The following is a 23,756-nucleotide window of genomic DNA, read 5'->3' as shown; positions in this document are numbered from 1 at the left end:
GTACATAGTACCGTGTTCAAGCGGCAGCGGACGGACCCTGACCAGTTCCTGTTTGAAGCGATGATGTCAATGTCTTAGCAAGGTTCACTCGTGTAGTTGTGGTGAGAACTTAATGCTATAAAACAAAATCGCTGACCGAATTTGGGCGTCGGTTTTTGTCTATACGTTCGATCTACAATGGGCACTTATGTCTTCTCATGATCAGTTAAGTTGGAATTTGCCACTGCACTGGGTTGAGCAAAGCCGCAAGGCAGGCAAGCGAATGCGAGTGGCGGACTCCACCGGCGTCAAGTTGGGCGGGGGAGATATGCTCACTCGTACGATCGCATTGCAACGAGTCCTGCGTCGGCATCTGGCAGTAAGCGAAGGTCACGTTGGCGTGCTTCTACCACCCAGTGTTCCCGCGGCCGTCACCAACTTTGCCTTGACGCTCGACGGAGTTACCAGCGTCAATCTTAACTATACGGCTAGTTCAGCGATCCTTAATCGTTGCCTTGAGACCGCCGATGTAAAGCACGTAATCACTTCGCGTCGTGTGATGGAGAAACTCACATTTGACTTGAAAACGGAGTACCTGTACCTCGAAGATTTGCGAGACCAGATCACGTTGCTGGACAAACTAGTTGCGGTTGTGAAGTCGAAGCTGTTTTCCGCCAACAGTTTGATTGCTAGGCGTGACGGCAAACCTCGAAACGGCGATGACGCCGTCACCGTCATTTTCACAAGCGGATCGACGGGAGACCCTAAAGGAGTCGTTCTAACATACGAAAATATTGCCTCGAATATTCGTTCAGTTCACACTGCTCTTGCGCTGACCGAACGCGATACGATTGTGGGGATTCTGCCATTTTTTCACTCGTTTGGCTATACAGTATCTCTGTGGGCGCCGATGGCGCTTTCCTTGGCGGCTGTTTATCACTACAGTCCTCTTGATGCTCGGCAAATTGGCAAGCTAGCGCAGGACTTCAAGGCGACGATACTATTGACAACGCCGACGTTTTTAAGAAATTACTTGCGAAGAGTTGAGCCTGAGCAATTTAAGACGCTCGAATTGGTTGTAGTTGGTGCGGAGAAAGAGCCGATTGCCCTGTCGGATGCCTTCGAAGAACGCTTTGGTGTTCGACCGATTGAAGGCTACGGTATGACTGAGATGGGGCCATTGGTCTCAGTAAACGTTCCTGCATCTCGAAACCGCGGACCCGATCCTAACTCAGGGTTGTGCGAAGGCTCTGTCGGAAAGCCCTTGCCGGAAGTGGAGGCAAAATTCTTGTCGCTCGAAGGGCACGAACCGCTGGGAGTTAACCAGGACGGTATGCTGTATGTGCGTGGGAAAGGGCTGATGCCTGGGTATATGAAGCGGCAGGATCTGACGGACAAAGCAATGCGCGATGGATGGTATGAGACAGGTGATATTGGCCATTTCGATGATCACGGGTTCATCCACTTGACAGGTCGCCAGAGCCGGTTTTCGAAAATTGGCGGCGAGATGGTACCGCATGGTCTGGTCGAAGAGGCAATTCACAGTTGTATTGGCGGCACCGACGATGAAGGGACAGTGACGGCAGTTGTGACGGCGGTACCGGACGAGAAACGCGGCGAACGGCTAATTGTGCTACATCGCGGCTTAAACAAATCGCCTCGCGAAATTATCGATGCGTTAACCGGTCAAGGATTACCTAACCTTTATCTGCCATCAGAGGATGCTTTCATCGAAGTTCCTGAAATTCCGATTCTTGGCTCTGGCAAGCTTGATTTGAAAGCAATTCGTGATCTGGCCTTGGAAATCACGACACCGTGATGCAAGAGGAAAGTCCTATGTTGTTCTAGAGGCCATCATGCAACAATTCATGTTGATAAAGTTTAACGTTTTGGAGAACTTTAAGCCGATTGTTGAGATAGATTCAACCGGTAGGAATTCAATTTCGGCTGACTAATGATAGCAAAGCAGTTGCTGTTGTTCGCAAATTCTACTTTTAGTTGCATGCACTGTGTCCAACGTTCCTAGTCACACCACCGACCAGCCTGAGCGCAAGCGATTCTGGAAGAGTTTATTGCAGTTGGAAGTTCCGGTATGCGTCACGCTGGCAAGAAAGTCAGTACCGGCAGAACAGGTGATCAAGCTCGTCCCGGGCATCATGATTCACTTTGATATGCCTTGCGACAAGCCGCTCAGCTTGGAAGTCGACGACATTGTGATCGCCCGAGGAGATGTCGTGAAAGTTGGCGACAAATTTGGCTTAAAAATTTTAGCCATTGAAGAACGCGATGAGCGTTGGGTTGATATCTTTGCCGGGCAGTCGGATACCAAAGCCAAGTTGCCTGAAAAGGTCGCGGAAAAGACAATAAACACCGTCGCTCGTTAGCGTTGGATCTGACATTTGCCCCACGAGGGTGTTCTTTACAACGATGAATGCTGATATTCGAAGCATTCCGAATTGCCTTGACGTCGCACTTGAAAATCGGCTATCGCCTACTCTTTAGAAAAAGCGCGGACTTTTTGTAGCTTTTCGGAAATAGCTCCCGAAGGCAAGAGTCGCGCACTTCGAGACTTTGCGACTTGCTGCAATGCTACGCTACCGACATCAATATCGATTTCTATCGCAAGGCTTGATTGTCTTGGGGCTTGCGCAATTTGCATTTGTGCAGACCGGATGTCGTCGTGCAGCCTATACCGAACTATATGTCGAGCAGCTGAACAATGAATCACGCCTGCTCGAAGATCGAATCTACGAATACGACGCCGCCTATCGCAGTCAGGAGACGGAGCTTGAAATGCTGCGTCGTGATAACGAACGGTTACGACACGAACTCATGCAAGGCGAATCGAGCGTATTTCGACCGCGAAGTCACGCTCAGCCACGTGCAAATAATCGATCGTTCGATGAGCTTGACTTTGAATCGGATGTTGAACTGCTGCATCCACCCAGTTCTGGACCTGTCGTTGCTCCGATCCCCGTTCCGGATATCGAAGCGAACAGATCTAATAAAGAACCATCCAGCAGTGAAGAATTGAGCGACCCTTTTGACGATGATGGGCCATCAATCCAGACTCCGTCCAAGGGAATCGAGAGTGAACTTGTTCCACCGAAGATTGAATTGGGACAGCCACCGAGCGCTCTTCACGATGAGGCTAGTAGTCGGCGGAGCCGAACCCTCGACGAAAGCGCTGTAAACGAAGTGGTCGAGCTAGCATCGGCAACAGTGGTGGATTCAGAGTTGAATGATGTATTGGCGTACGGCGCAGAAACTGAGTTGAGCGAAAGCCAAACAGATTCATTTGAGGACGTCGAATTGGTTGCGGTTGAAGATCCGCAGAGCATCGATACTCAACTGCCTAACGTTGATGGGGATGTTGAGCAATTCCGCATTCATTCGCCCTTCGCTGAGGCCTCGGCTGATACCGCTTCGTCCAGCGATCGTGAAGTCGCAAGCAATCAACTTGAAGAGAATGCAAACGGAGATGTGATTGAGATTGCCTTCCATCCGGCCTTTACTCGAGGTCTTGATACGGACCAAACTCCGGGGGAAGACAGCGTACGCGTTGTGCTTCAACCAAAGACCAGCTCAGGTGCAATTGTTGCAACCGAAGGTCTTATGACGATCGTCATTGTCGATCCAAATGCGTCGTCGACGCAAGACGCCAGTTTGCCGCTTCAATTGGGCCGATGGACGCTTACCGAAAACGAACTCGAGCAACGTTTTGAACCGATCGGGTCTGCAAAAGGCTACCATCTTGAGCTGGGACCGCTCAAGAGAAAGCCTGCTAATTCCCAAGTAATCATATTCGTTCGAATTGAATACGAAGATGGACGGAAGCTCGTCAATCGCTTTCCGCTTCAAATGCAAGTCGACGGCATTGGCAAACCAGTGTGGACGCCGCGAATAAAGTAGCAGCGAAACCTATTTCCAGTGACGGTCTGCGAAATTCATGTAGTGCTCCCAATCTTCGGTCAGCATATCATGTTCGCCATCACGGAGGTGGTAACCGATTGATTCGCCAACCGAAACACCTGGTTCTGGCTGATTCGGCGAAGGTAAGCCTTTTTTGCCGAGCAGCTCATATGCGGCGTTGGCCAAGTACGCAGACATGTACTCACCCTTAGGATCGGCCCACGTGTCTTTAGTTGCACTTGCGATATAGACCGGACGCGGTGCGATCGATGCGATAAGCATATGTTGGTCAATAGGCAGCTTGGCAGGGTCTTGGTTGTACTTCTTGAAGTTACTGTTAAACCAGTGAGGGAACGCAGTATTGATGCGCCACACGGTTTCACCAAAGTTTCGGCGACAAAGTGCGGCTCCGCCACAGCCAGAGTTATTCGCAAACACAAGAGAGAAACGAGTATCGGTAGCTCCAGCCCATAACGCTGTTTTGCCAAGCCTCGAATGGCCAATTACCGCGATTCTATCAGCTTTTACCTCAGGCTGTTCCAGCAAAGCATCGGCGCAACGAGAAAGTCCCCAAGCCCAACCAGCAATGGTGCCCCATCGTGCAGGGTGCTCTTCGTCAATTTTGTGTTGAGGAAATAGACTGTGAACTCCGTTGTCGAAACCGTCATCAAAATCAGGATCAATATCCCCGTAGTAAACCGACGCAAGTATGTAGCCACGACCGGTAATTGAATCGATCGGCGTACGTCGGCTATTTCCACTGCGTGTACCAGCGTTCGTCTTGTTGTTGGTGATTCCGTTGGAAGGATCATTGCGCATCCAAGATTCCGTCAAGCGAATGCTGGGATCGGCGGATAAAGTGTGGTTCCCAGAAAAGTTTGGCATTAAGAACGTGCCCGTAACGGGGACATTTTCCGGGGGCATAAAGAGTATGAGTGCAACGGTATGTTCTTTGTTGGCTACCTTAATCGTGACATGCAATTCTCGTAGCCGAGTGTTCGAGTCTTTGAGCAGGCCCTCATGAATTGTCTTCGACGACACTTCAATGGATTCGTTCGAATTTGTCGCAAAGCCATACTCGAACTCGGCAAGTTGATTTACAAGGTAGCTACGATGTTCGTCCCACTGCTGCGCTGAATTTATTTGTTGACCATTTGGTCCAGACAATAGATTGGGCAAATTTTCGACCACAGCTTTCGATTCATCATAATTTGCTTCCGGGACTTGGCCGCTGGCGGGGGCATTCCCAAAATACAACGCAGCGGTGATAGCGAGAGGCAGGCAAGCGACGGCTTGCGGCGAAATCCAGAACTGTGACATCGGCGGGACTCTTCGGAAGGATTGGATCTTTTCAATTCTAGGAGACCAAGTCCACGCCCCTTAGGTGCCCTGGACCGGCGAGAAATGCTATAATAACCGAAATGCTAGGCGATGTCCCCTACCGCATTACTTGACTTGTAAAAGTGTTGCGTCTTTGACTCTCATCATTTATTGAAAGGTATCTTCGATGGAAAACGCGAATGGCTCGAACCGTCGCACGTTCGTTAAGACTATATCAGCAGCAGTAGCCGCTGGAACCGCTGCAGGCGGTTTTTACAGTAGTCGCACATACGGTGCTGAAGATAAAAAGCTTGGATACGCCTTGGTTGGCTTGGGCAGCCTAGCAACCAATCAGATTGCACCTGGCTTGCTCAAATCGAAACACTGCAAGCTGACAGCCATCGTCACTGGTACGCCTTCGAAGGAAGATGTCTGGAGCGAAAAGTACGGTATCTCTAAAGACCATATCTACAACTATGAGACCTTCGACAAAATCGCGAACGATGACACCGTTGACGTGATCTATATTGTGCTTCCCAATGGCATGCATGCAGAATATGTCAAGCGGGCCGCAAAAGCAGGCAAGCATGTGTTCTGTGAAAAGCCGATGGCGAATACCTCAGAGGAATGTCGTGAAATGATCGCGGCATGTAAAGAAGCGGATCGCCAATTGGGTATCGCCTATCGCTGTCAGTTTCATCCATTGCACCTCAAGTGTATGGAGTTTGCGAGGGATAAGACTTTCGGAGAAATGCGTCATATTGAAGCGGGCTTCGGTTTCAAAATCGGTGATCCAACTCAGTGGCGTCTAAAGAAGGACTTGGCTGGTGGCGGCGCCCTGATGGACGTTGGGGTTTACGCTTTACAGGCATGCCGTTATTTGACAGGCGAAGAGCCCGCGGAAATAGTTGCGCAAGAAACTAAGACAGACCCAGTGAAGTTTGCTCAAGTCGACGAAACCATCGTGTGGACGATGAAGTTCCCCTCCGGTGTAACGACAAGCAATACCACGACTTATAATTTCAATGGGGTTAATGGCTTCCGCGCGTATTGTGACCGAGGCCAATTCGGACTGGATCCTGCCTTCAACTATACCGGAAACAAAGGTAGCACCTCGCGCGGTCCTATTGAGGCTGAATCGACCGATCAATTTGCTGACGAAACGGACGCGTTCGCTCGAACTATTCTAAGCGATGAGCCCAACAAGGTTCCTGGTGAAGAGGGTCTGAGAGATCTTTTGGCTGTCGAGGCTATCTACCAATCGATCAAAGAAGGCAAAGCGATTAAACCGGGTACTGTTTAACATCGGTCCGCAATATCGCAGTTTAGATTCATCATCAAATCGAACGCTTGGGGGCGGTTTGCTGGCATTGGTAAGTTTTGCCAATGCCACGTGAAATTTATCGGTTGATAAGGCTTTTTATTAAAGCTTTCTTCCCGTCGTTCGCAGTTGACCTATCGTTGCAGAGCGTTTTTTCTTATCAGAAAGGCTAAGGAAAGCCTTTAAACCTTTGCACTCAACTGCCAGTATGTGGCAAGTCGACGGATCACGAGATGCATTCACCGGTAGGAAATAGTTTGATTGGTAGCCATCGATACCTGCAAGTGCTCAAGCTTGCTGCGTTAGCTTTGGTGCTTTCCAATCTGACATCTACTGTAGTTGCGCAGAACGAGCTTCGCATTCGCGACCTGTGTCGTATCAAAGGCCAAGAAACTAACACCTTGCAAGGTGTTGGGATCGTTGTTGGCTTGAAGGGGACTGGCGACGGTGATTCCAAGCCTATGGCAAGAGCACTGGCCCGCATGATGTCCTTGATGGGGGCACCTATTGCTGCTGATGTGCAAGGTCAATTACAAACTGCGGATATCGAAAATTCTAAGAACGTCGCGATGGTCTTTGTCACCGCGACGGTGCCCGCGGGAGGCTCGCAGCCCGGTGACCATCTTGATTGTACGGTGAGTGCCATTAAAGCTAAGAGCCTCGAAGGCGGTCAGCTCCTGCTTACGCCTTTGTTGGGACCGCGGCCAGATTCTCCAGTGGTTTACGCGATGGCGAGCGGGGCAGTCGCACTCGAGAATGCTACCCTGCAGACTACCGGAAAGATATCTGCAGGATGTAAGATGGAGATGGCCGTTCAAACCAATTTCGTCGAATCGAACACATTCACATTGATCTTGGACGCAGATCACAGTTCATTTGGGACTGCACAATATATCGAAGATCGCGTGAATGATGAGTACCGAATGGGGATCGGCGGAGGCACTAGTACGTCGCAAATGGAAGTTCCTGCGACCGCTCTTGATCAATTGCATGTCCAGGTGCGAATACCCAACACGTATGCCGATCGGCCTGTGCAGTTCATTTCGCTGATCCTAGATCTGCCGGTCGTCAACTTGCGCGGCAATAAGCGCGTTGTCATTCGGGAGCGAGAAGGAATCGTCGTCATTGGGGACGACGTCACCATTTCCCCGGTTGCCATCTCTCATAAAAATCTCACGATTTCCGCAGGCGGAAAAGGCGGTGGAGGTTCATTTGTGGGAACAACGACGACTGGCGTTCCTGCTGAGATGCCGACGCTGCAAAACTTAGTCAATTCTCTCAACGTCCTCTCAGTTCCAACAGATGACATCATTGCGATAATCAAGGCTCTCAAACGTCAAGGCAATTTATACGGCGAATTGGTGATCGAATAGTTTTGTTCGAGATCGCAAATAACTTTATTGAAAATTCCGATCAACGAAAAATCATCTCAGTAAAGCCATTTTTCACGTCGAGAACGTGTGCGATAAAGCCTCAGCGAAATATCATGCAGATCAACAATCTTTCCGGTACGTCGATTCCGAACCGCAACGACTTTGTCGCAAGGCAGGCCGAATCGGCGCTCAGTGATAAAATACAAGTGCCGAGTTTGTTGAGTGACAAGAAACTAGATGGTTCGAAAAAGTCGCCAAGCGATGGAGGCGAGTTGAAAGAAGCGTTTCAGAACTTCGTCGGTCAGACATTGTTCGGCGAGATGCTCAAATCGATGCGTTCAACGGTTGGGAAATCTCCATACTTTCATGGCGGTCAGACCGAAGAGATCTTCAGTAGTCAGCTCGATCAAGTCCTGAGTGAAGAGCTAACCAAGTCATCCGCCGCCAAGTATTCCGACCCCATGTTTGAGCTCTTCCAACTCAACCAGCGCCGCTAAAAAGGTGTCAGGACTGAATGGCACTGTTGAAATTCCATCGGCGCAGAAGTCGTCTAGTGGCAGATCGAAATTTTCTGTAAAATCTCGATCGTCATTGCGAGTGATCTAGTCATAATCCCTTGCTTTGGCGTATTTTCTAAGAACCTTCTTTGGTGAGCTGCAACTACAACCAAGGAAGGTTTTTCTATGCGCACTATATCGCATCGACCTGTCTATCGCAGCTTCAGTTTTGCCGATGCACTGCAACCATTCTTGCTGCAGGATGGACTCCCGTTCTCGCAAGTACTCGCTCCCGAGCGGATCGCTACCGTGTTCCAAAAACACGGAAGCTTGTTTGGCGGTATCTATACCACCGCCATTACGCTGTGGGCTTTCATCGGGCAAGTCTTACGCGATGGGAAAGAAGCGGCCTGCCAAGCTGCCGTGGCGAACGTGGTCGCCTACTGCCAGCTTACTGGGAAACCGGCTCCCACCCACGATACCGGCGACTACTGCGTCGCACGTGCAAAGCTCTCCGAGCATGCACTGCGTGAGCTGAGCTGCGAAGTTGCAGCTGATGCACAAAGCGACGCAGATTCCGCTTGGCTTTGGCAAGGCCGCAACGTTTTTTTGATCGATGGCTTTACCTTCATGATGGCCGACACGCCTGAGAACCAAGCAGAGTATCCTCAGCATACCGCACAGAAGCCAGGTGTTGGCTTTCCTATCGCTCGCGTGCTAAGCATCCTCTCTTTAGCAACGGGATGTTTGGTAGATGCCGCAGTCGGTCCTTTTGCGGGCAAAGGCACTGGCGAAACGGCTTTACTAAGGAAGCTCTTGGATGTTTTCAAGCCAGGAGATGTCGTGGTTGCCGATCGCTACTTCTGCAACTACTGGCTGATCGCTATGCTCATGCAGCGAGGTGTGCATGTTTGCTTCCGCAAGCATCAGAAACGGCCTACGGACTTTCGCAAAGGAAAGCGATTGGGATGGGACGATCACTTGGTCAGTTGGGTACGACCGGCCCGACCATCGTGGATGTCGGCTGAGCAATACGCAAGCATGCCCGAGAGGATTGAGCTTCGAGAACTACGTTACGTGATAAGTGCACCGGGGCGCAAGCAAAGTTCGATTATTGTCATTTCGACGTTTGTGCAAGATCAAGGCGAGGAAGGCGTGAGCTTTGAAGAGATCGCCGAGTTATATTCCTTTCGTTGGAATGCCGAGTTGGATATCAGAAGTATCAAGACGTTTTTGAACTTGAATCATCTCCGCTGTAAAACCCCCGCGATGGTTCGTCGAGAATTCTGGACGACCATGCTGGCATACAATCTAATTCGCGTCGTGATAGCGGGAGCGGCAGCGCTGCATGAGCGTCGACCGCGAGAAATCAGTTTTACGACGGCATGTCAATATGTGCTTGTTGGTTGGCTCAACGCGATGCTAAACTTGAGCGAAGCCGAGAGGCTGTCATACAGCGTGAGATTGCTGGCGCAAATAGCAGCTTGTCGCATCGCCAATCGCCCGGATCGTTTGGAGCCGCGCGTCGTCAAGAAACGCCGGGACAGTTATCGCTTGATGATGGAGCCGCGACCGACCCTCCAGGCTAGACTACTAAAAGGCGATAACCTCTTCGAAACTTAACAGTTACGTACGCAACAGTGACATTCGTGTCAGGACTCGTTTTCTTGCCTTTTTTCGCGTATGGTCGCGCCTGTGTTTTGCTACGTTTCGTAGCGTATTATCAGTAGATTCATCCTTACAGCAGGCTTCTGACCTCAACGGATCCCCCGGTTTAAAACGAGTCCTGACACCTTTTTGGGTGGGTGAGGTGGTCGATCATGCAGCGGAGAGTCTCGGGGCTGACGTGATGCTCGATTCCTTCGGCATCAATTTCGGCTTGGACATCACTTACACCGATCGCCTTCAGGAAGTTCACGACGGTTGCATGGCGCTTTTCTGCCTTCTTGGCCAGTTTCAGACCTTCTGTCGTTAATCCTATCGGGCCATATGGTTGCGTTGTGACTAGCCCTTCTTTTTCGAGTCTGGCAATGATCTTGCTGGCCGTAGGGCTGGCGACCTGGAAATGGGACGCCACGTCTACCAAGCGGCATTTGCCTGAACGACTGCTGATGTGATACACCGCTTCCACATAATCTTCCGCTGTCTCCAGTGCGTGATCGGCCCGTGTTCGCTGGTGTTGGTTGTCTCGAGTGGAAATTGTTCTTGCATCCTTTCAAAAAGAATGTTGACAGAATATTAGCAATGGCTAAACTTTGCAAAGATTAGCCTTGGCTAATTTGAGGTTGGGTTGCCCGAGAATACGAAACATGTGTTGTTTTGAAAGGATCGATTCATGGGGGAAAAACAAACTGGAGTTTGGCGTTCGAGGCAAGCGTTTACACTTGTGGAATTATTGGTTGTCATTGCGATAATTGGCATTTTGGCATCGATAACTTTGCCTGCCGTCCAGTCAGCGAGGGAAGCTGCACGGATGGCACAAAGCACAAGCAATCTGCGTCAGATCGGGTTGGGAATTCAGAATTACGAATCCTCGTCGCGGCGTTTGCCACCAGGGTACCTTTCCGAGTCTGCTGCACCTTCGGCGAATCCAACGACGCTCGACAACGGGCCCGGCTGGGGCTGGGGAGCCGCTATTCTACCCTTTATTGACCAATCATCGACTTACGTGAAGCTTGATTTTTCTCAATCGTGCTACAGCGAAACGATGAAAACGATTGTGCGGACTCGAGTCCCGCTTTTCATCAATCCAAGTGCTGACAATATACGCGGTGATGCGGTTGTTCGTGACGAAAGTGGCAAGGAGCTTGCAAGATTCGGGAGGTCTCATTATCTGGCAAATGCGGGGCACGACGAGCCCTGGGGAGTCGAACCTCCGTTGCTAGATTGGTCGTCGCTCGCTAATGGGCCGTTCTACCGCAATTCAAGCGTTTCGCTTACTCAGGTTTCAGATGGGCTGTCAAATACTGTATTTGTCGGCGAACACACGACGATTAGCGATAAAACATGGGTGGGCGTCGTTCCTGGTGCGGTGTCCTGCCCAACTGACCCACTTCGATTTCCATTTTCAGAGTGTGACGGAGCTGCGACTTTTGTCTTATGTCACTCCGGCCCTGCCACTGGGGAAGACGATCTCATCCACCCCCCCTCGTATCCGACTTGCCATGTCTGTCAGCAATACTCAGTCTGGAAAACGCGCGGTGGTCTGATTCTGCGAGGCGATGGAAGTGTTCAGTTCGTACCAAGATCCATTAACTTAGACGTTTGGAAGGCAATGAATAGCATGAATGGTGGCGAAGTTCTTCCGGAGTTATCGTTATGGTAAAGTCGGCGTTGAACAGTTGGACTGAAGTCGCAAGTTTAGCCTCGGCAAGTTCATCTCGCGGCGTAGCGCTGCTAATCTTTGGGCTACTTTTCTTGCTCTGCACAATCGTTGGTTGTGGGAGTTATCCGGAGGCGACGAGTGCCGAATCGCAAGAGTTGATTGCTCGACTATATACCGCGTGCAACACTGCGGATTGGGACCGTTTGGAAAGAGTTGAGCAGCGTTTCAACGCGTTGGTTCGCGATGGGTTGATTTCGCCGACCGAACAAGATGCATTTAACGACATTCTCGGCCATGCACACGCCAACGACTTCGGTAAAGCGGCGGAGATGGCAATGGAGTTCGCCGAATCGCAGGTCCGTTGATCGCTGGGTGGGCAATGGCATTTGGGATTCCGGAGTTCGAATTCGAGCCGACAGACGAGTCCCCTGAATTCCTTACAAAGCGGAATGGACGTGTCAGCACCAAAAGGACTCGTCCTGTTCGACGTTAGATGTGTGCTAGAGCGTTACGCGTCGAATCGTACCCGCTCGTATAAGCGAGTTTGCATTTCCAGGTCGCTTCACCTACTTTCTCGTAGTAGAATAGGAAGGATAGACGATTCTAAACTGCGGCTGATACGAGGGGCTCGTTTCATGAAAACTGGGAAGTCATTGGCAACGAGCGTTCGTTTTGCATTGATTTTGCTCGGCGGGTCTGGCCTGGCTCGTCCTGCCACTGTCCAAGCTGATGAGCTTGTTTTTACCAATGGTACCGTGCTTTCGGGCGTCAGGCTCGACGCAAATTCTTCGGAGACAGTTGCCACGTTCGAATTGGAAGATGGCGTTAAGATTGGGTTAGCTCCGTCTTCGATTCGCGTTGTCCAAGAAGACCCCAATGCGGCCCTCTATTTGAAAAACGCCGGTAAAATCCGAGACACAGTCGAATCACACGCCGGCATTATTAAATGGGCGAATGATAAGGGGCGGCGAGATATTGCATTGGCGCATACGGAACGATTAGTTGAGCTTGAGCCTAAAAATGCTGCCGCATGGCGATTGCTTAAATATGAGGAAACTAGCGGCGGTTGGATTCCTCAGGAACGCTACTGGCTATCGAAAGGTATGATCCGCGAGGGGGCGCGATGGAAATTGCCTCAGGATGCGGCGATCGCTAAAGCAATCGAGGACCGAAAAAAAGCAAGCTACGAAATCAAACGACGGGTCGATGCAAGCATGCGTGATCTGCTCGCCAATAACAACCGAACACCTGCGGCAAAAATTTTCTTTGCCGAGCTGAGGGATCCGAATGCGCTGGCTCCCCTACTTGAGCAGCTGAAAGAACATAATACCAACCAGGAGATGCGTTCTTATCTCGTCGATGTTATTGCGAGGTTGGACACCAATGCCGTCAGTACGGCACTTGTCTCGATTTTGGTCGCTGAAACCGATGCGATGATTCGAAATCGTTGTATCGATTACTTGCTCGCGCGCCCGCGTGAAGCTGCGATTCAGAAACTGCAGTCGTATTTGACGAACGGCGACCCACTGAAGGATCGGCCAGAAGTCATCAATCGAGCAGCCGAAGCTCTTGCGGAAATTGGAGACGAGCGTTCTATCCAGCGACTGATCGATGTGTTGGAAACAAAGCATCGGCGGCCCGCTGGGCCTTCTACAACCACTAACGTGGGGCAGGTCAACGGGAACGCGGGCTTCGGAAGTGGAGGTGCGAAACTGGTTGAGTTTGTATCGCAAAACCAAGGTGTCTACGATGCACTGCAAAGAATTACCGGTCAAAGTCTATCATACAACAAAGTTGAATGGCTAAACTGGTACGCTTTGACTTATGCGGATACGGGATTGAATCTTCGCCGCGATCCTTAACCAGATTGTACGCCCAGAGAATCGTTGAGTTACAAAAAAACAGCACAGGGCGACTCCTGTGCTGTTTTGCGTTTAGAGGTTGGGAGATCACTCAGGAAGCTTGCCGGTTTCCACTTTCGGAAATTCGCCGGTGAGAGACTTCATAAAATTAACCAAGTCCGATCGACCTTCTGGCGTAAGTTTGAAGGGCTTAATTTTATCGCTCAAGTATGGGTTGGGATGTCCGCCTTTGGCATACCAATCGACAACTTCCTCAAGTGTCTTTTGTGAGCCGTCATGCATGTAGGGTCCCGTTTGATCGATGTTGCGCAGCGTAGGCGTTTTGAATGCACCTCTGTCAGCATCAACTTTGGTTTCGACAAATCGTCCCAAATCTGGTTCGGCACTTTCCATTCCGACACCAAGATTGTGATACTTTTCGTCGGTGAAGTTTGAACCAACATGGCAAGCCGCGCAATTTGCTTCCGCTGAAAAGAAAATAGCTCGACCTCGTTTCGCTGAATCGCTCATCGGATTCGCATCGGCTGCTTTCTTAAGAGCCATATACTGATCGTAGAGTTCTTCGTCATCTTCTTTTAGCGCTTCCAAATCTTCAATATCTTCGGCAAAGCTCTCTTCAAAACGTCGGAGCGGTTCGTAGAAGTCGTAGGGAGCTGGGCCTGTAACAATGGCTCGCTCAAAAGTTGCAATAGCACGTCCAACGTCGTCAATGTTTACTGGACGGCCGAAGACTTTTTCGAACTGCAGAACGTAACCAGGTATCTTCTCCAGTGTCTTGATGGCAGTCTCATGAGTATTGCCCATTTCAATTGGGTTTGCGATCGGCCCAACGGCCTGTGCTTCCAATGAATCGGCGCGGCCATCCCAGAACTGTGCCTTGCTAAGGATGCGATTGTAAGACGTTGGTGAGTTTCGATTTCCTTCCTGCCCTCTTACGCCAACACCGAACCTAGTTTCTCGAGCATAGCCAGTGTCGGGATGATGACAATCTGCACAGGATACCGTTCCATCTGAAGACAGTCGACGATCGAAATACAACTGTCGACCAAGTTCCAATTTTGCCTTGGTGATCGGATTGTCTTCTGGGATGTAGATTCCACTTTTGCCTACATCCAAGCCAGTAGGCAAAACAACTTCCAGTGGTTTATGGTTTTCCGGATTCGCCAGATACGATTTGATCTCTTCGAGAGTCGCATGCTCACCTTGTGCAATTCCGGCGTGAATGCCCGGCGCCAACAAGTCAAGCTGGGCCGACTCGTTTTCGACTGCCGAGGAGATGCTCGCTACGGAACATAGCAGGCTCAATGAAAAAGCCGGTTTGAAGATACTATTCAGCATAAATTGAAATCGTGAATTTTTCATAAACGCAGATTGGTAAAGAGGTAAGTTTGAACGGCGGGAATCAATACATCAGCATAGCCTATTTCGAAGGCTTAGTCCATTTCGTTCACTCGATGACGGAGGCGTTGTGACGAGTTGTCGCAGTGTGCAAAGGTGTTCTTGCCGAGCAGAACCGCTCACTGCGGAGTTTTTCAATCACTATTCGGCACCTTCATGAATACGATATAAATGGCCGTCGGTGCGAATCAGCAAATCATTTTGGATGAAGCCTGGCGAAGCAAGCAGACGCTCACCCATCTCGTTGCGGGCAATTTGCAATGCTTCAATTTTATCTTTCTGCAAACTGAACTCAAGAATCGTACAGTCGCCTTGCTCGCTACAAAAGTAAACGTGATCGTTTACCTTAACAGGCGAAGCCGAAAAATTGCCGCCAAGACGTTGACGCCACTCTGATTTACCAGTCTTCGCGTCGATCGCCGAAGCGATGCCACTGTCACTGACCATTATAAGAAAGCGGTCAAATGTGATCATGGAAGGAGTGTTCGGGACATTCGAATCGATGGTCCAACGAACGTGCGTGTCTGTTACGTTGCCACTTCCGTTTGGATCGATCGCCATGAGCACCGGAGTATTGTAGCCGGTGGATATGCACACCAGCCCGCTTACGACGACCGGACGTGGCACGACCGAATAGCCTTCGTAATTTACTCTCCATATCTCAGCGCCCGTTGATGGGTTGAGACTTTGCACCACATTCGAGCCTGGGACGATCAGTTGGGCTTTGCCCATTACATCGACTAGCAGTGGAGTGCAGAAGGAGAACTTGCTTTCAGCATCCGTATCCCGCGGGCATTGCCAAGCGATTTTGCCATTGCTTTTATTCAGTGCGATAGTTTCGCTGACGGTAGCACCGTCACGGGTAAAGATGAGAAGATCTTCGTAGCAAATCGGCGAACCGCCATTTCCGTGAACAGGATCATAGCGCAGTTCGGTATTGCGCCACTGGATGTTGCCATCAAGGCTTACGCAAGCAGTTCCTTGATGTCCGAAATGGACGTATATGTTTTGACCATCAAAAACGGGCGTGGAGCTAGCGTGGCTGTTCTTTTTGTGAATCTTAGAAGCGTCTGACATGGGCTCGCGGAACAATTCTCGCGTCAGACTTACTGAGCCAGTTTCTGCATCGAGTATGACGATCGACAAGACGAGTTCAGACTTGCCAGTCGTTTCCTCTTCAACGGCGTTGGTTAGGTATATGCGATCGCGGACCACGACCGGGCTGGACCAACCTTCACCAGCAATCGCTGTTTTCCATAACACATTCTTGGAGGAATCCCACAGTGTCGGAGCCGACTCGACGGGTGCCACACCTTGTCCCGTCGGACCTCGAAATTCGGGCCAGTTAGCTTGAACGCAGCAGAGAGGTATCGTTGCGAAGACGAAGTGAAGCATGAATTTTAAACACAAGCGTCGCCATCTTCTTGGACGGGGGTACAATTCGGTCTTGGCTGCATTCATGGCTGACATTGAACAGATCGAGGTTGGTAGAAGCTCGCAGCATTAGAGTGATGTGCATTTTGGGTGAGCTTCGTGGAATTGGTTTTGCGCTATTGTAGCTGTGAACTGATTGATTTGAGACGCACCAGACGGAAGTTCATCCAACTTTTGCCACCTACACGTTGAACGAAAGATTGCGTAGACTGGGCACGCGCGGCGGCATCGGGGCTCTACGCGTTTGCAAACAAAGCGGCCGAGTTTTACTAGTTTCGGAGATTATTCGAGTGGCGGATGAGTCAGGCGCGATACGCCGAATCGTTGAACTTTATACTGACGGTGCGTGCCGAGGAAATCCTGGCCCCGGTGGTTGGGCTTACGTCCTGCGAGATTTTGCCACTGGGCAGGAGCGCGAGGGTAGTGGCGGTCAGCTTGACACGACCAACAACCGCATGGAACTTATGGCGGTTATTGAGGGGCTGAACGCATTGAAACGTCCTTGCAACGTCAGGCTTTACTCTGATAGCAAATACGTGCTTCAGGGACTTGAAACCTGGATGAAAGGCTGGAAAAAAAACAACTGGCGGCGGAAGACCGGGAGCGGATTTGCGCCAGTCAAAAATGATGACCTATGGAAACGACTCGACGAACTGATTCATCATCACAAAGTTCAGTTTCACCACGTCGCAGGTCATAGCGGTCATCCTGAAAACGAACGCTGCGATGTGTTAGCCGTCGCCGCTGCAGAGGCAGTCCGCAATTCTTGACTGGTAGTTCGATGCCAGTTTGGTATGCAAGTGTTCAACCTTCTTCAATGGCTTCCTTGATTTCCCTGACGATGCTTCCGCGGGTCATGCATCGCTGCAGGATCCGTTTGACATCGACGCCAAACTGTTTGCCGATCCAGATTGCCAGATCAACGTCTCGAATGCCTTCATACTGGTTGACGAGCTTTTCGTCGTGAAAAATCGTATTCGTGTCGCAGTCGAAACCGCTTTCGTGGGCATCCGTCAATTTGTCGACTACGATTTGCGGAATACCACGCGCTAGGCAATGCTGTTTCGACCAAATCGTATCGCCGTCGCATTCCTGCAGCCAGTCAAGCAATTCGTATTCGTTCATAGAAGCTAGCCCCTAACAGTTAGCAACATTGAGGTTAACGGCCTTGCTAGGTTGGGCACACCTTGCTTCAAGGACGACATCTTCAGCAATCTTTTTACTATGATAGCGAGTGAAGCGTCGTGCAGTTAAACTTGCAGTACAGTATGTGTCTTACGAATTCATCAGTGACGAAGGCGATAAAAGCATAACATGAGATTGCTTGGTATTTTATTTCTATTATTTGCGTCATCTTTGCATACAGGAACGATCATTTCAACTTCAGTTGTCGCTCAAGACTCAGCTTGGAAAAACGATCCGTTTGTGGCAAAGCTTGAGCCACGCGAGTTTAAAGATACGGCTCAAACAATGTTGCGTTACCGATTCTATGCCCCCAGTGTGCGTAGTGAAAGTAAGTTGCCGCTAATCATCTTCTTGCATGGGGCTGGTGAACGTGGCGAAGACAACATAAGTCAATTGAAGCATGGCGTGAAACAGTTTGTTAGTGAATCGTTTCAAGACGATCTGCCGTGCTTTATGATTGCCCCACAGTGTCCTGCCGATCGCCGATGGGTTGATGTTGATTGGTCTGTGCAAACGGTGGAACAACCCAAAGAGCCCACAGCTGAGATGTCGGCACTACTCGAGTTAATCGAATCTGTCCTGCAGGAATTTCCAGTTGATCAAGATCGAGTCTACATTACTGGATTATCCATGGGTGGCTTCGGGACCTGGGACGCGGTTTTTCGTCGTCCAGATCTGTTTGCGGGAGCTGTGCCGATCTGCGGTGGTGGCGATCCGAAACTTGCGGCAAATATTAAAGAACTACCTGTATGGTGTTTCCACGGTGATTCTGATCCTGTTGTTACGGTAGAGCTTTCACGAGCGATGATCGCTGCCATAAAACACGCAGGAGGCAATCCGAAGTATACCGAGTATCCGGGAGTAGCGCACGATAGTTGGACGCAAACATATTCTGAGAAATCCATCTTCCACTGGCTTTTTGAACAACGTCGAACGCAACAAGGGAATAACTAAAATGAAATGGCTCATGAGTCTTCTTGTGTTGGGATGGTTTGGCTTGCAAGTAGGTGCGCAGGAATCCTCAACCAATAACAACTCTTTGCGGCTCGATCTGACTAACGAAGATTCGCCTGCTGTCTTTCTCGGTGACAATCTGATTACACGATATGTTCCAACGTCTAATACCAAGCCGATTTTGTATCCACTACGTTCTGCTAGCGGCCTGTCGCTCACGCGAAATTATCCCGTAGCCGACGCAATGCCGGCAGAGAAGAAAGATCATCCGCATCACCGGTCGTTTTGGTTCAGTTACGGCGAGATCAATGGGATCGATTATTGGTCGGAAGAAGCCAAAGACAAACAAGGCTATATCGTAACAACTTCTGTTGATACTTCGGAGAGTGGAGACGCGGGGGTTGTTTTAACGACGGAATGGGAATGGCAAGGCCCAGATCGATCGCCGCAGGCAGCTTCCCGGCAGGTATTTGCCTTTAGTAAAATCGAGTCTGGCGTACTGATCGATTGCGATATTGTATTAACCGCAACTGAGGCAGATTTACATTTTGGTGACACCAAGGAGGGGGCCTTCGCGGTTCGCGTCGGCGGCGCGATGAAGGTCGATGCGAAACAGGGCGGAGCCATTTTGGACAGTGCTGGAGCAAAGAACGATGTCGCGTGGGGGAAAGATGCACGTTGGGTTCAGTATGTAGGGCCAGCAATTACGAATTTGCCAGAGGTTCCCACTGAGGGGGCCGGGAAAGAGTTGGAGTTTGCAACTGGCGGCATAACGATGCTGGTTCATCCGACGACTTTTGGTTATCCTGGACGGTGGCATGTCCGTACATACGGCTTGTTTGCTCACAACCCGTTTGGAGTGAGCGACTTTGTTTCGAGTCTGCCTGCGAAAGAGGGCAGTGAGTCGGAACGCGTCGGCGGATTCATGCTACATAAGGGCGACAAGCTGCATGTGCGGTATGGTGTGTTACTGCATGATGGAGAGCTGGCTGCTCAGGTAGTTGATAAAATTTGGCAAGATTTTGCAGACAGGTAACCGGATTTGGACGAGCCACAGGAATTTTTCCGCACGAATTGCCCGATGTGCAACAAGCGTGTGAAAGTACCGCCGAAGTTGGCGGGCAAAAGTGTCCCCTGCCCCAAGTGCGGAAGCGCTATCAACATTCCGCTGCTGCCTTCGACACAGCCAGAAGATCTTTGGCTGGATGACTCGGAAGCCACTGCGGCGGGCACTGAATTTCCTGCTAGTGGAGTCGGCGAGTCGAAAACACCGTCGACGCAAAACGAGCCGGACAAAGCCAAACCCTTGCCCGCAGTACCCTCACCGGTCAAGTCGATTAGCGCCGAGCCTGAAGACGATTTCAAGTTTATCGAGGATACCCCGTCGGCGGCCAAGCCCGCTTCAGTGAGAGGCGTGCTTGATGAAATAGACCTGGGCGAATTCGATCTATCTGCGCTGGGACCGCCCCCGAAAGTAAGTGACGATCTTTTCGACGCCGGCGCGATCAGTTCCGCTCTGAACGATGCGAAAAGTGATAGCGATGAATTTCGGTTTGCATGTAAAGTCTGTGGTACCGCGCTCTACGCTCGCCCAAGTCAAATTGGGGATATGACTCGGTGCCCCGATTGCTACAGCGAGTTCTCGATTCCGCGACCTGCTCCTAAGGTTGTGACCAAGACCGCTTTTCGGCCAGATGAGTCGCCAGCAGTGGCGTTTCAACCATCCACAGGAAAGAATCGTCGCGACGATCCAAGCACCACCAGCGCGGACGAGTTCTTGCGAAAGGCTGAGCTTGAGTTAGATAACGAAGATGAGAAGCAGCGAATTGAGTCCTATGATTTTGATACGCATGGCTTCATGCAGCGCGCGTTCGGATTTCTGACTGATTTTAATGTTTACGTGATGGCGCTTGCGCCTGGTTTCTTGTTTGGATTGGTTCTCTTTGCCGCACAAGCGGTGTGGGATTTAGGCGCTCAAAAGAACGAGACGCTCGCGACTTTAGGCGTCGTCTTGGTGATGTCAATCTTTGGTGCTCCCCTGCTGGCTGGAACAATGGTCAACGGACTCGCAATTTTGGAAGCCACGGCGAACAAGCAGCGTCGGGTCAGCCAGTGGCCGGCCTTTAACATTACCGAGTCTTTCGGCGAAATATTCATGCTGATAATTGCGGTAGCATTGGCCGGAGTGCCGGGTGGCTTGTTAGGCTGGGGAGCTTCCGCCCTAAACATGCCGTATTTTCTCGGCATCGCAGTTACTCTATTCAGTATCTGGTTCTTCTTTCCAATCATTGTGTTAGGCATGCTCGACAATCAAGCGATAACCGAACCGTACAGTTCGGATGTCGTCGCTTCAATGGGCAAAAAACCGGACTCTTGGGCTGGGATGTATACGCTCAATGCGCTTGCATCCATTTTGGTCTTTGTGTTGATCGTCACGATGTTGGGTAGCAATGGGGTCATGAAGATGCTATCGGCGATGGTGCTGCCGTTAGTGATTTTCTTCGTCTTCCGCCAACTCGGGAATCTCGCTGCAAACATTGGCGATGTGACGAATATCGCGTTCGACGCAGAAGACGAAGAAGCGGAAGAATAGAAAATGTTAAAGCGAGGAATTTTCCGTTACGGCGATCCGTTGAACTTTCAACCTGCATCGTCTAGTTAGCGGACAGTCATTCTGATTCGTTCATTTTCCAAACCAGTGCGATTTTTGCTATGATGTTGGGGAGAATATTCGAGTCAACCACGTACTGCGAAGTTACTAGGTCCACGCGTCCCTAATCAAACAAAGGCTGCAGATTAATGAAGAAGTTACTAAGTTTCGGGTTCATAGCGGCGTTCGCAGTGAGCGGTATTTCCAGTATCAGTCGCGTTTCTGCAGAAGATGCTTCGCCATTCGCTAGCTGGCGTGGGCCTTTAGGCAGCGGTTCGGTCCTGGATGGTACTTATGCGACGAAATGGAACGATTCGACAAACATAAAATGGCGAGCGAAGCTACCTGGACGCGGTGCGTCGACTCCAATCGCTGTCGAGGGCAAGATCTATTTGACAGCCGCGGACGAATCAAAAAACTACCTAATCTGTGTCGGTTCTGATGGCACCATGGAATGGAAAAAGGAAGTTGGTTCGGCCGTTGCAGCAAAGAATGCAAAAGCCTCCGGTGCAAATTCTTCACCTGTTTCCGACGGCAAGCACATCTTTGCATATTTCAAGAGTGGCGATGTCATTGCGAGTACTCTGGAAGGCGACATTGTCTGGCAAACGAACTTGCAGGAAAAATATGGTGAAAACACTTTATGGTGGGATCTCGGAACCAGTCCTGTGTTAACAGAAGAGTCTTTGGTCATCGCTGTTATGCAGGCCGGACCTAGCTTTTTAGTATCCTTCGACAAAGCGTCGGGCAAGGAAGTTTGGAAAACGGAGCGTCAGTACAAAGTTACCGAAGAATCGGACCAAGCTTACACAACGCCAGCAGTCCATTACAAAGACGGTACGGAAACGTTGCTTACTCTGGGAGCCGACCATCTCACTGCGCATGATAGTTCGGGGAATAAGCTGTGGGAATTGGGAGGCTTCAATGCAAAGAACCAGCGTTACTTCCGCAGTATTGCCTCACCGGTCGTTGTCGGTGACTTGGTAATTTGCCCCTATTCAAGAGGGAACACGCTGACTGCTGTTCGCTTGGGAAAAGACATTGCTGAAAAAGACAGGATCGCGTGGTTCCGTGATGACTTGGGCGCTGACGTCCCGACGCCGGCAGTTGACGGTAATCGAATCTTTGTGCTGGGCGACAAAGGACAAGTAAGCAGCCTGGATGTTGAGACTGGCAAGACTCTTCACGAGATGTCGCTTCCAAAGCATCGCGCTCAATACAGCAGCTCTCCAATTTTTGCCAATGGCCATCTCTACTGCACTCGAGAAGACGCGACGACGTTTGTTGTCGATATCGAAAAAGAAGCGTTGGTTTCGGAAAACGAGCTAGCTGGCGATACTGTCGCCACTCCTGTGTTTGCGGATGGCAAAATCTATATCAGGACGTATGAAGAACTGGTTTGCATCCAGGGTTCATAAGGCACCGTTTTAGTTAGCTTAAAAGGCTACAGCACCGATTGAGCGCGACAAAGAGGAAGACGTCGCGCTTCCATTTGCACCGGTGCTAGGCAGATCACGTAACACGATGGCTACGAAGTCAAAGTGTTGGCGTGCGGTTTGCCGCAGGCTGTGGCTGGTTGATCCTTTATTTCTTGTCTATTCCGCATAACCGTTAAAGTTTGCTTAGATAAAACGCGACCTTAGTTAGAGTGGCACTGAAGCGGTGCCTACGCGAAAATAAGGATCTGCGCGTGCTTCCTAAAGCCTTGATTAATAGCTTGCTGATCGTCGGATTGATCGGTGGAGGATGTACGCATCGGCAACTGGCAAAGAGTACCTCCATGACTGCTGGTTCGGTAATGGAAACCGAGTACCGCATTGTTCTGATGAATCTAGCTCTTTTTTCCTGCCATCCCGATGCGCTTCCCTGTCATGTGCGTATCAAAGACGGAGTGGTTCAAATCAACGATGAAGTCGGCTGGGGGAGTGCGGGGGGCTTCACCATGTTTAATGGCACCGACTTCGGGATTGATCAGTTTGGACCAGCTGCATCGCGTCAGGTTACCGAGCAATGGGGCACCGATGCGATTTCGGATCCAGTCGACCTCAAAACGCTGCAGGATATGTACCGTGTGGCGATGGGCCTTGCCCCGTTGCCTGATAGCCACGCCATTCAGTACATCAAACAGCAACCTGAGTCGGTCGACAGTTCAGGAAGTGGCTCCGATTCTGATTCGCCGTCGCTGGCTAGTCGAGACCAGGCGAGCCGGATCGTCCAAATCAGAGTGACATCCAGTGACAATTCGGAGACCGATGGCGAATCGGGAAGTTCATCATCGGAAAGTGGAAGCAAAAGTGACGGTATACCGCTTGAAGTTCTCCTACGTGACGTTCCCGAACCAGGCTGGTTTTGTATTGGGTCGCGTAAAGAGGTGCCGAAAAATGCTGCCTACGTTAGTCGCTATGGCAACAGGTACGCCTGGGTTATGCCTGAAGGCGTACCGTACCTTGCGCAGCTAACGCTAGCGATTCTGGTCGTTACGAAGTTGGAAGCTGGTGAAGCCGTGTCTTCAAGCGGGCTGGCTTTTACACGATAGCAACCTTTTG

Annotated in this window: 21 protein-coding genes; 16 read left to right on the top strand and 5 right to left on the bottom strand. The window is 50.5% G+C overall.

Annotation, left to right across the window (positions count from 1 at the left end; all coding sequences use genetic code 11):
• The first annotated feature begins 187 nt into the window (after positions 1-187).
• The 3 genes from SH451x_RS16265 (at position 188) to SH451x_RS16255 (ending at position 3,891) form a co-directional block, all read left to right on the top strand.
• Positions 188-1,798, top strand: a complete 1,611-nt coding sequence (locus SH451x_RS16265; protein WP_479358045.1) for an AMP-binding protein — start codon at positions 188-190, stop codon at positions 1,796-1,798.
• A 190-nt stretch (positions 1,799-1,988) separates the two neighbouring features.
• Positions 1,989-2,363, top strand: a complete 375-nt coding sequence (locus tag SH451x_RS16260; protein WP_479358044.1) for a FliM/FliN family flagellar motor C-terminal domain-containing protein — start codon at positions 1,989-1,991, stop codon at positions 2,361-2,363.
• 202 nt (positions 2,364-2,565) lie between these two features.
• Positions 2,566-3,891 (top strand): hypothetical protein, encoded by a 1,326-nt coding sequence (locus SH451x_RS16255; protein ID WP_479358043.1) that lies wholly within the window; start codon positions 2,566-2,568, stop codon positions 3,889-3,891.
• 9 nt (positions 3,892-3,900) lie between these two features.
• On the opposite strand, the gene SH451x_RS16250 is transcribed toward SH451x_RS16255, so the two are convergent.
• Positions 3,901-5,211, bottom strand: coding sequence for an alpha/beta hydrolase family protein (locus tag SH451x_RS16250; RefSeq protein ID WP_479358042.1), 1,311 nt, complete (start codon positions 5,209-5,211; stop codon positions 3,901-3,903).
• A gap of 187 nt (positions 5,212-5,398) precedes the next feature.
• On the opposite strand from SH451x_RS16250, the gene SH451x_RS16245 reads away from it, so the two are divergent.
• From SH451x_RS16245 to SH451x_RS16230, 4 genes are all read left to right on the top strand, one after another.
• Positions 5,399-6,514 carry a Gfo/Idh/MocA family protein gene (locus SH451x_RS16245; RefSeq protein ID WP_479358041.1) on the top strand — a complete coding sequence of 372 codons (1,116 nt, stop codon included), beginning with the start codon at positions 5,399-5,401 and terminating at the stop codon, positions 6,512-6,514.
• A gap of 251 nt (positions 6,515-6,765) precedes the next feature.
• Positions 6,766-7,905, top strand: coding sequence for a flagellar basal body P-ring protein FlgI (locus SH451x_RS16240; RefSeq protein ID WP_479358040.1), 1,140 nt, complete (start codon positions 6,766-6,768; stop codon positions 7,903-7,905).
• Positions 7,906-8,018: 113 nt separating this feature from the next.
• Positions 8,019-8,402: a rod-binding protein gene (locus SH451x_RS16235; protein ID WP_479358039.1), complete on the top strand. Its 384-nt coding sequence runs from the start codon at positions 8,019-8,021 to the stop codon at positions 8,400-8,402.
• Positions 8,403-8,588: 186 nt separating this feature from the next.
• A complete protein-coding gene (locus SH451x_RS16230; protein ID WP_479358038.1) occupies positions 8,589-10,025 on the top strand; it encodes an IS4 family transposase in 1,437 nt (478 codons plus the stop codon).
• A gap of 151 nt (positions 10,026-10,176) precedes the next feature.
• Here the strand turns inward: SH451x_RS16230 and SH451x_RS16225 are convergent, their stop codons facing one another.
• Positions 10,177-10,554 (bottom strand): iron dependent repressor, metal binding and dimerization domain protein, encoded by a 378-nt coding sequence (locus SH451x_RS16225; protein WP_479362914.1) that lies wholly within the window; start codon positions 10,552-10,554, stop codon positions 10,177-10,179.
• Positions 10,555-10,737: 183 nt separating this feature from the next.
• Between SH451x_RS16225 and SH451x_RS16220 the strand changes: the two genes are divergently transcribed.
• From SH451x_RS16220 to SH451x_RS16210, 3 genes are all read left to right on the top strand, one after another.
• Positions 10,738-11,727: a DUF1559 family PulG-like putative transporter gene (locus SH451x_RS16220; RefSeq protein WP_479358037.1), complete on the top strand. Its 990-nt coding sequence runs from the start codon at positions 10,738-10,740 to the stop codon at positions 11,725-11,727.
• Entirely contained in the window at positions 11,721-12,092 is a 372-nt protein-coding gene (locus tag SH451x_RS16215; protein ID WP_479358036.1) for a hypothetical protein, read from the top strand. Before SH451x_RS16220 ends, SH451x_RS16215 begins: the two co-directional genes overlap by 7 nt.
• A 270-nt stretch (positions 12,093-12,362) precedes the next feature.
• Entirely contained in the window at positions 12,363-13,589 is a 1,227-nt protein-coding gene (locus SH451x_RS16210) for a HEAT repeat domain-containing protein (RefSeq protein ID WP_479358035.1), read from the top strand.
• 87 nt (positions 13,590-13,676) lie between these two features.
• Here SH451x_RS16210 and SH451x_RS16205 read toward each other — a convergent pair whose 3' ends face one another.
• Entirely contained in the window at positions 13,677-14,951 is a 1,275-nt protein-coding gene (locus SH451x_RS16205; protein ID WP_479358034.1) for a cytochrome-c peroxidase, read from the bottom strand.
• 177 nt (positions 14,952-15,128) lie between these two features.
• Positions 15,129-16,457 (bottom strand): outer membrane protein assembly factor BamB family protein, encoded by a 1,329-nt coding sequence (locus SH451x_RS16200; RefSeq protein WP_479358033.1) that lies wholly within the window; start codon positions 16,455-16,457, stop codon positions 15,129-15,131.
• A gap of 254 nt (positions 16,458-16,711) precedes the next feature.
• Between SH451x_RS16200 and rnhA the strand changes: the two genes are divergently transcribed.
• A complete protein-coding gene (gene rnhA, locus SH451x_RS16195) occupies positions 16,712-17,191 on the top strand; it encodes a ribonuclease HI (protein ID WP_479358032.1) in 480 nt (159 codons plus the stop codon).
• Positions 17,192-17,225: 34 nt separating this feature from the next.
• Here the strand turns inward: rnhA and SH451x_RS16190 are convergent, their stop codons facing one another.
• The gene (locus tag SH451x_RS16190) at positions 17,226-17,546 is read right to left on the bottom strand and encodes a hypothetical protein (RefSeq protein ID WP_479358031.1); all 321 of its coding nucleotides are present in this window, start codon (positions 17,544-17,546) and stop codon (positions 17,226-17,228) included.
• Positions 17,547-17,735: 189 nt separating this feature from the next.
• Here SH451x_RS16190 and SH451x_RS16185 point away from each other — a divergent pair, with 189 nt between their 5' ends.
• From SH451x_RS16185 to SH451x_RS16165, 5 genes are all read left to right on the top strand, one after another.
• Positions 17,736-18,560, top strand: a complete 825-nt coding sequence (locus SH451x_RS16185; protein ID WP_479358030.1) for a carboxylesterase family protein — start codon at positions 17,736-17,738, stop codon at positions 18,558-18,560.
• A gap of 1 nt (position 18,561) precedes the next feature.
• Positions 18,562-19,596 carry a DUF6807 domain-containing protein gene (locus SH451x_RS16180; RefSeq protein ID WP_479358029.1) on the top strand — a complete coding sequence of 345 codons (1,035 nt, stop codon included), beginning with the start codon at positions 18,562-18,564 and terminating at the stop codon, positions 19,594-19,596.
• Positions 19,597-19,641: 45 nt separating this feature from the next.
• Positions 19,642-21,153, top strand: a complete 1,512-nt coding sequence (locus tag SH451x_RS16175; protein ID WP_479358028.1) for a hypothetical protein — start codon at positions 19,642-19,644, stop codon at positions 21,151-21,153.
• Between the two features lie 206 nt (positions 21,154-21,359).
• A complete protein-coding gene (locus SH451x_RS16170; RefSeq protein WP_479358027.1) occupies positions 21,360-22,628 on the top strand; it encodes an outer membrane protein assembly factor BamB family protein in 1,269 nt (422 codons plus the stop codon).
• A gap of 272 nt (positions 22,629-22,900) precedes the next feature.
• Positions 22,901-23,746 carry a hypothetical protein gene (locus SH451x_RS16165; protein WP_479358026.1) on the top strand — a complete coding sequence of 282 codons (846 nt, stop codon included), beginning with the start codon at positions 22,901-22,903 and terminating at the stop codon, positions 23,744-23,746.
• Positions 23,747-23,756 lie beyond the last annotated feature (10 nt).

It is taken from the genome of Njordella aestuarii (assembly GCF_056494165.1).
The sequence above is the reverse complement of the archived record's forward strand: the minus strand, read 5'-3'. Positions and strand labels throughout refer to the sequence as shown.

Bases quoted from the DNA above. Each gene is read 5' to 3' on its own strand.
- SH451x_RS16240 (WP_479358040.1), top strand. From the start codon at position 6,766: ATGCATTCACCGGTAGGAAATAGTTTGATTGGTAGCCATCGATACCTG.
- SH451x_RS16230 (WP_479358038.1), top strand. From the start codon at position 8,589: ATGCGCACTATATCGCATCGACCTGTCTATCGCAGCTTCAGTTTTGCC.
- SH451x_RS16200 (WP_479358033.1), bottom strand. From the start codon at position 16,457: ATGTCAGCCATGAATGCAGCCAAGACCGAATTGTACCCCCGTCCAAGA.
- SH451x_RS16205 (WP_479358034.1), bottom strand. From the start codon at position 14,951: ATGAAAAATTCACGATTTCAATTTATGCTGAATAGTATCTTCAAACCG.
- SH451x_RS16255 (WP_479358043.1), top strand. From the start codon at position 2,566: ATGCTACGCTACCGACATCAATATCGATTTCTATCGCAAGGCTTGATT.
- SH451x_RS16215 (WP_479358036.1), top strand. From the start codon at position 11,721: ATGGTAAAGTCGGCGTTGAACAGTTGGACTGAAGTCGCAAGTTTAGCC.
- SH451x_RS16265 (WP_479358045.1), top strand. From the start codon at position 188: ATGTCTTCTCATGATCAGTTAAGTTGGAATTTGCCACTGCACTGGGTT.
- SH451x_RS16185 (WP_479358030.1), top strand. From the start codon at position 17,736: ATGAGATTGCTTGGTATTTTATTTCTATTATTTGCGTCATCTTTGCAT.
- SH451x_RS16250 (WP_479358042.1), bottom strand. From the start codon at position 5,211: ATGTCACAGTTCTGGATTTCGCCGCAAGCCGTCGCTTGCCTGCCTCTC.
- SH451x_RS16180 (WP_479358029.1), top strand. From the start codon at position 18,562: ATGAAATGGCTCATGAGTCTTCTTGTGTTGGGATGGTTTGGCTTGCAA.
- SH451x_RS16245 (WP_479358041.1), top strand. From the start codon at position 5,399: ATGGAAAACGCGAATGGCTCGAACCGTCGCACGTTCGTTAAGACTATA.
- SH451x_RS16170 (WP_479358027.1), top strand. From the start codon at position 21,360: ATGAAGAAGTTACTAAGTTTCGGGTTCATAGCGGCGTTCGCAGTGAGC.
- SH451x_RS16220 (WP_479358037.1), top strand. From the start codon at position 10,738: ATGGGGGAAAAACAAACTGGAGTTTGGCGTTCGAGGCAAGCGTTTACA.
- SH451x_RS16235 (WP_479358039.1), top strand. From the start codon at position 8,019: ATGCAGATCAACAATCTTTCCGGTACGTCGATTCCGAACCGCAACGAC.
- SH451x_RS16210 (WP_479358035.1), top strand. From the start codon at position 12,363: ATGAAAACTGGGAAGTCATTGGCAACGAGCGTTCGTTTTGCATTGATT.
- SH451x_RS16175 (WP_479358028.1), top strand. From the start codon at position 19,642: ATGTGCAACAAGCGTGTGAAAGTACCGCCGAAGTTGGCGGGCAAAAGT.
- SH451x_RS16190 (WP_479358031.1), bottom strand. From the start codon at position 17,546: ATGAACGAATACGAATTGCTTGACTGGCTGCAGGAATGCGACGGCGAT.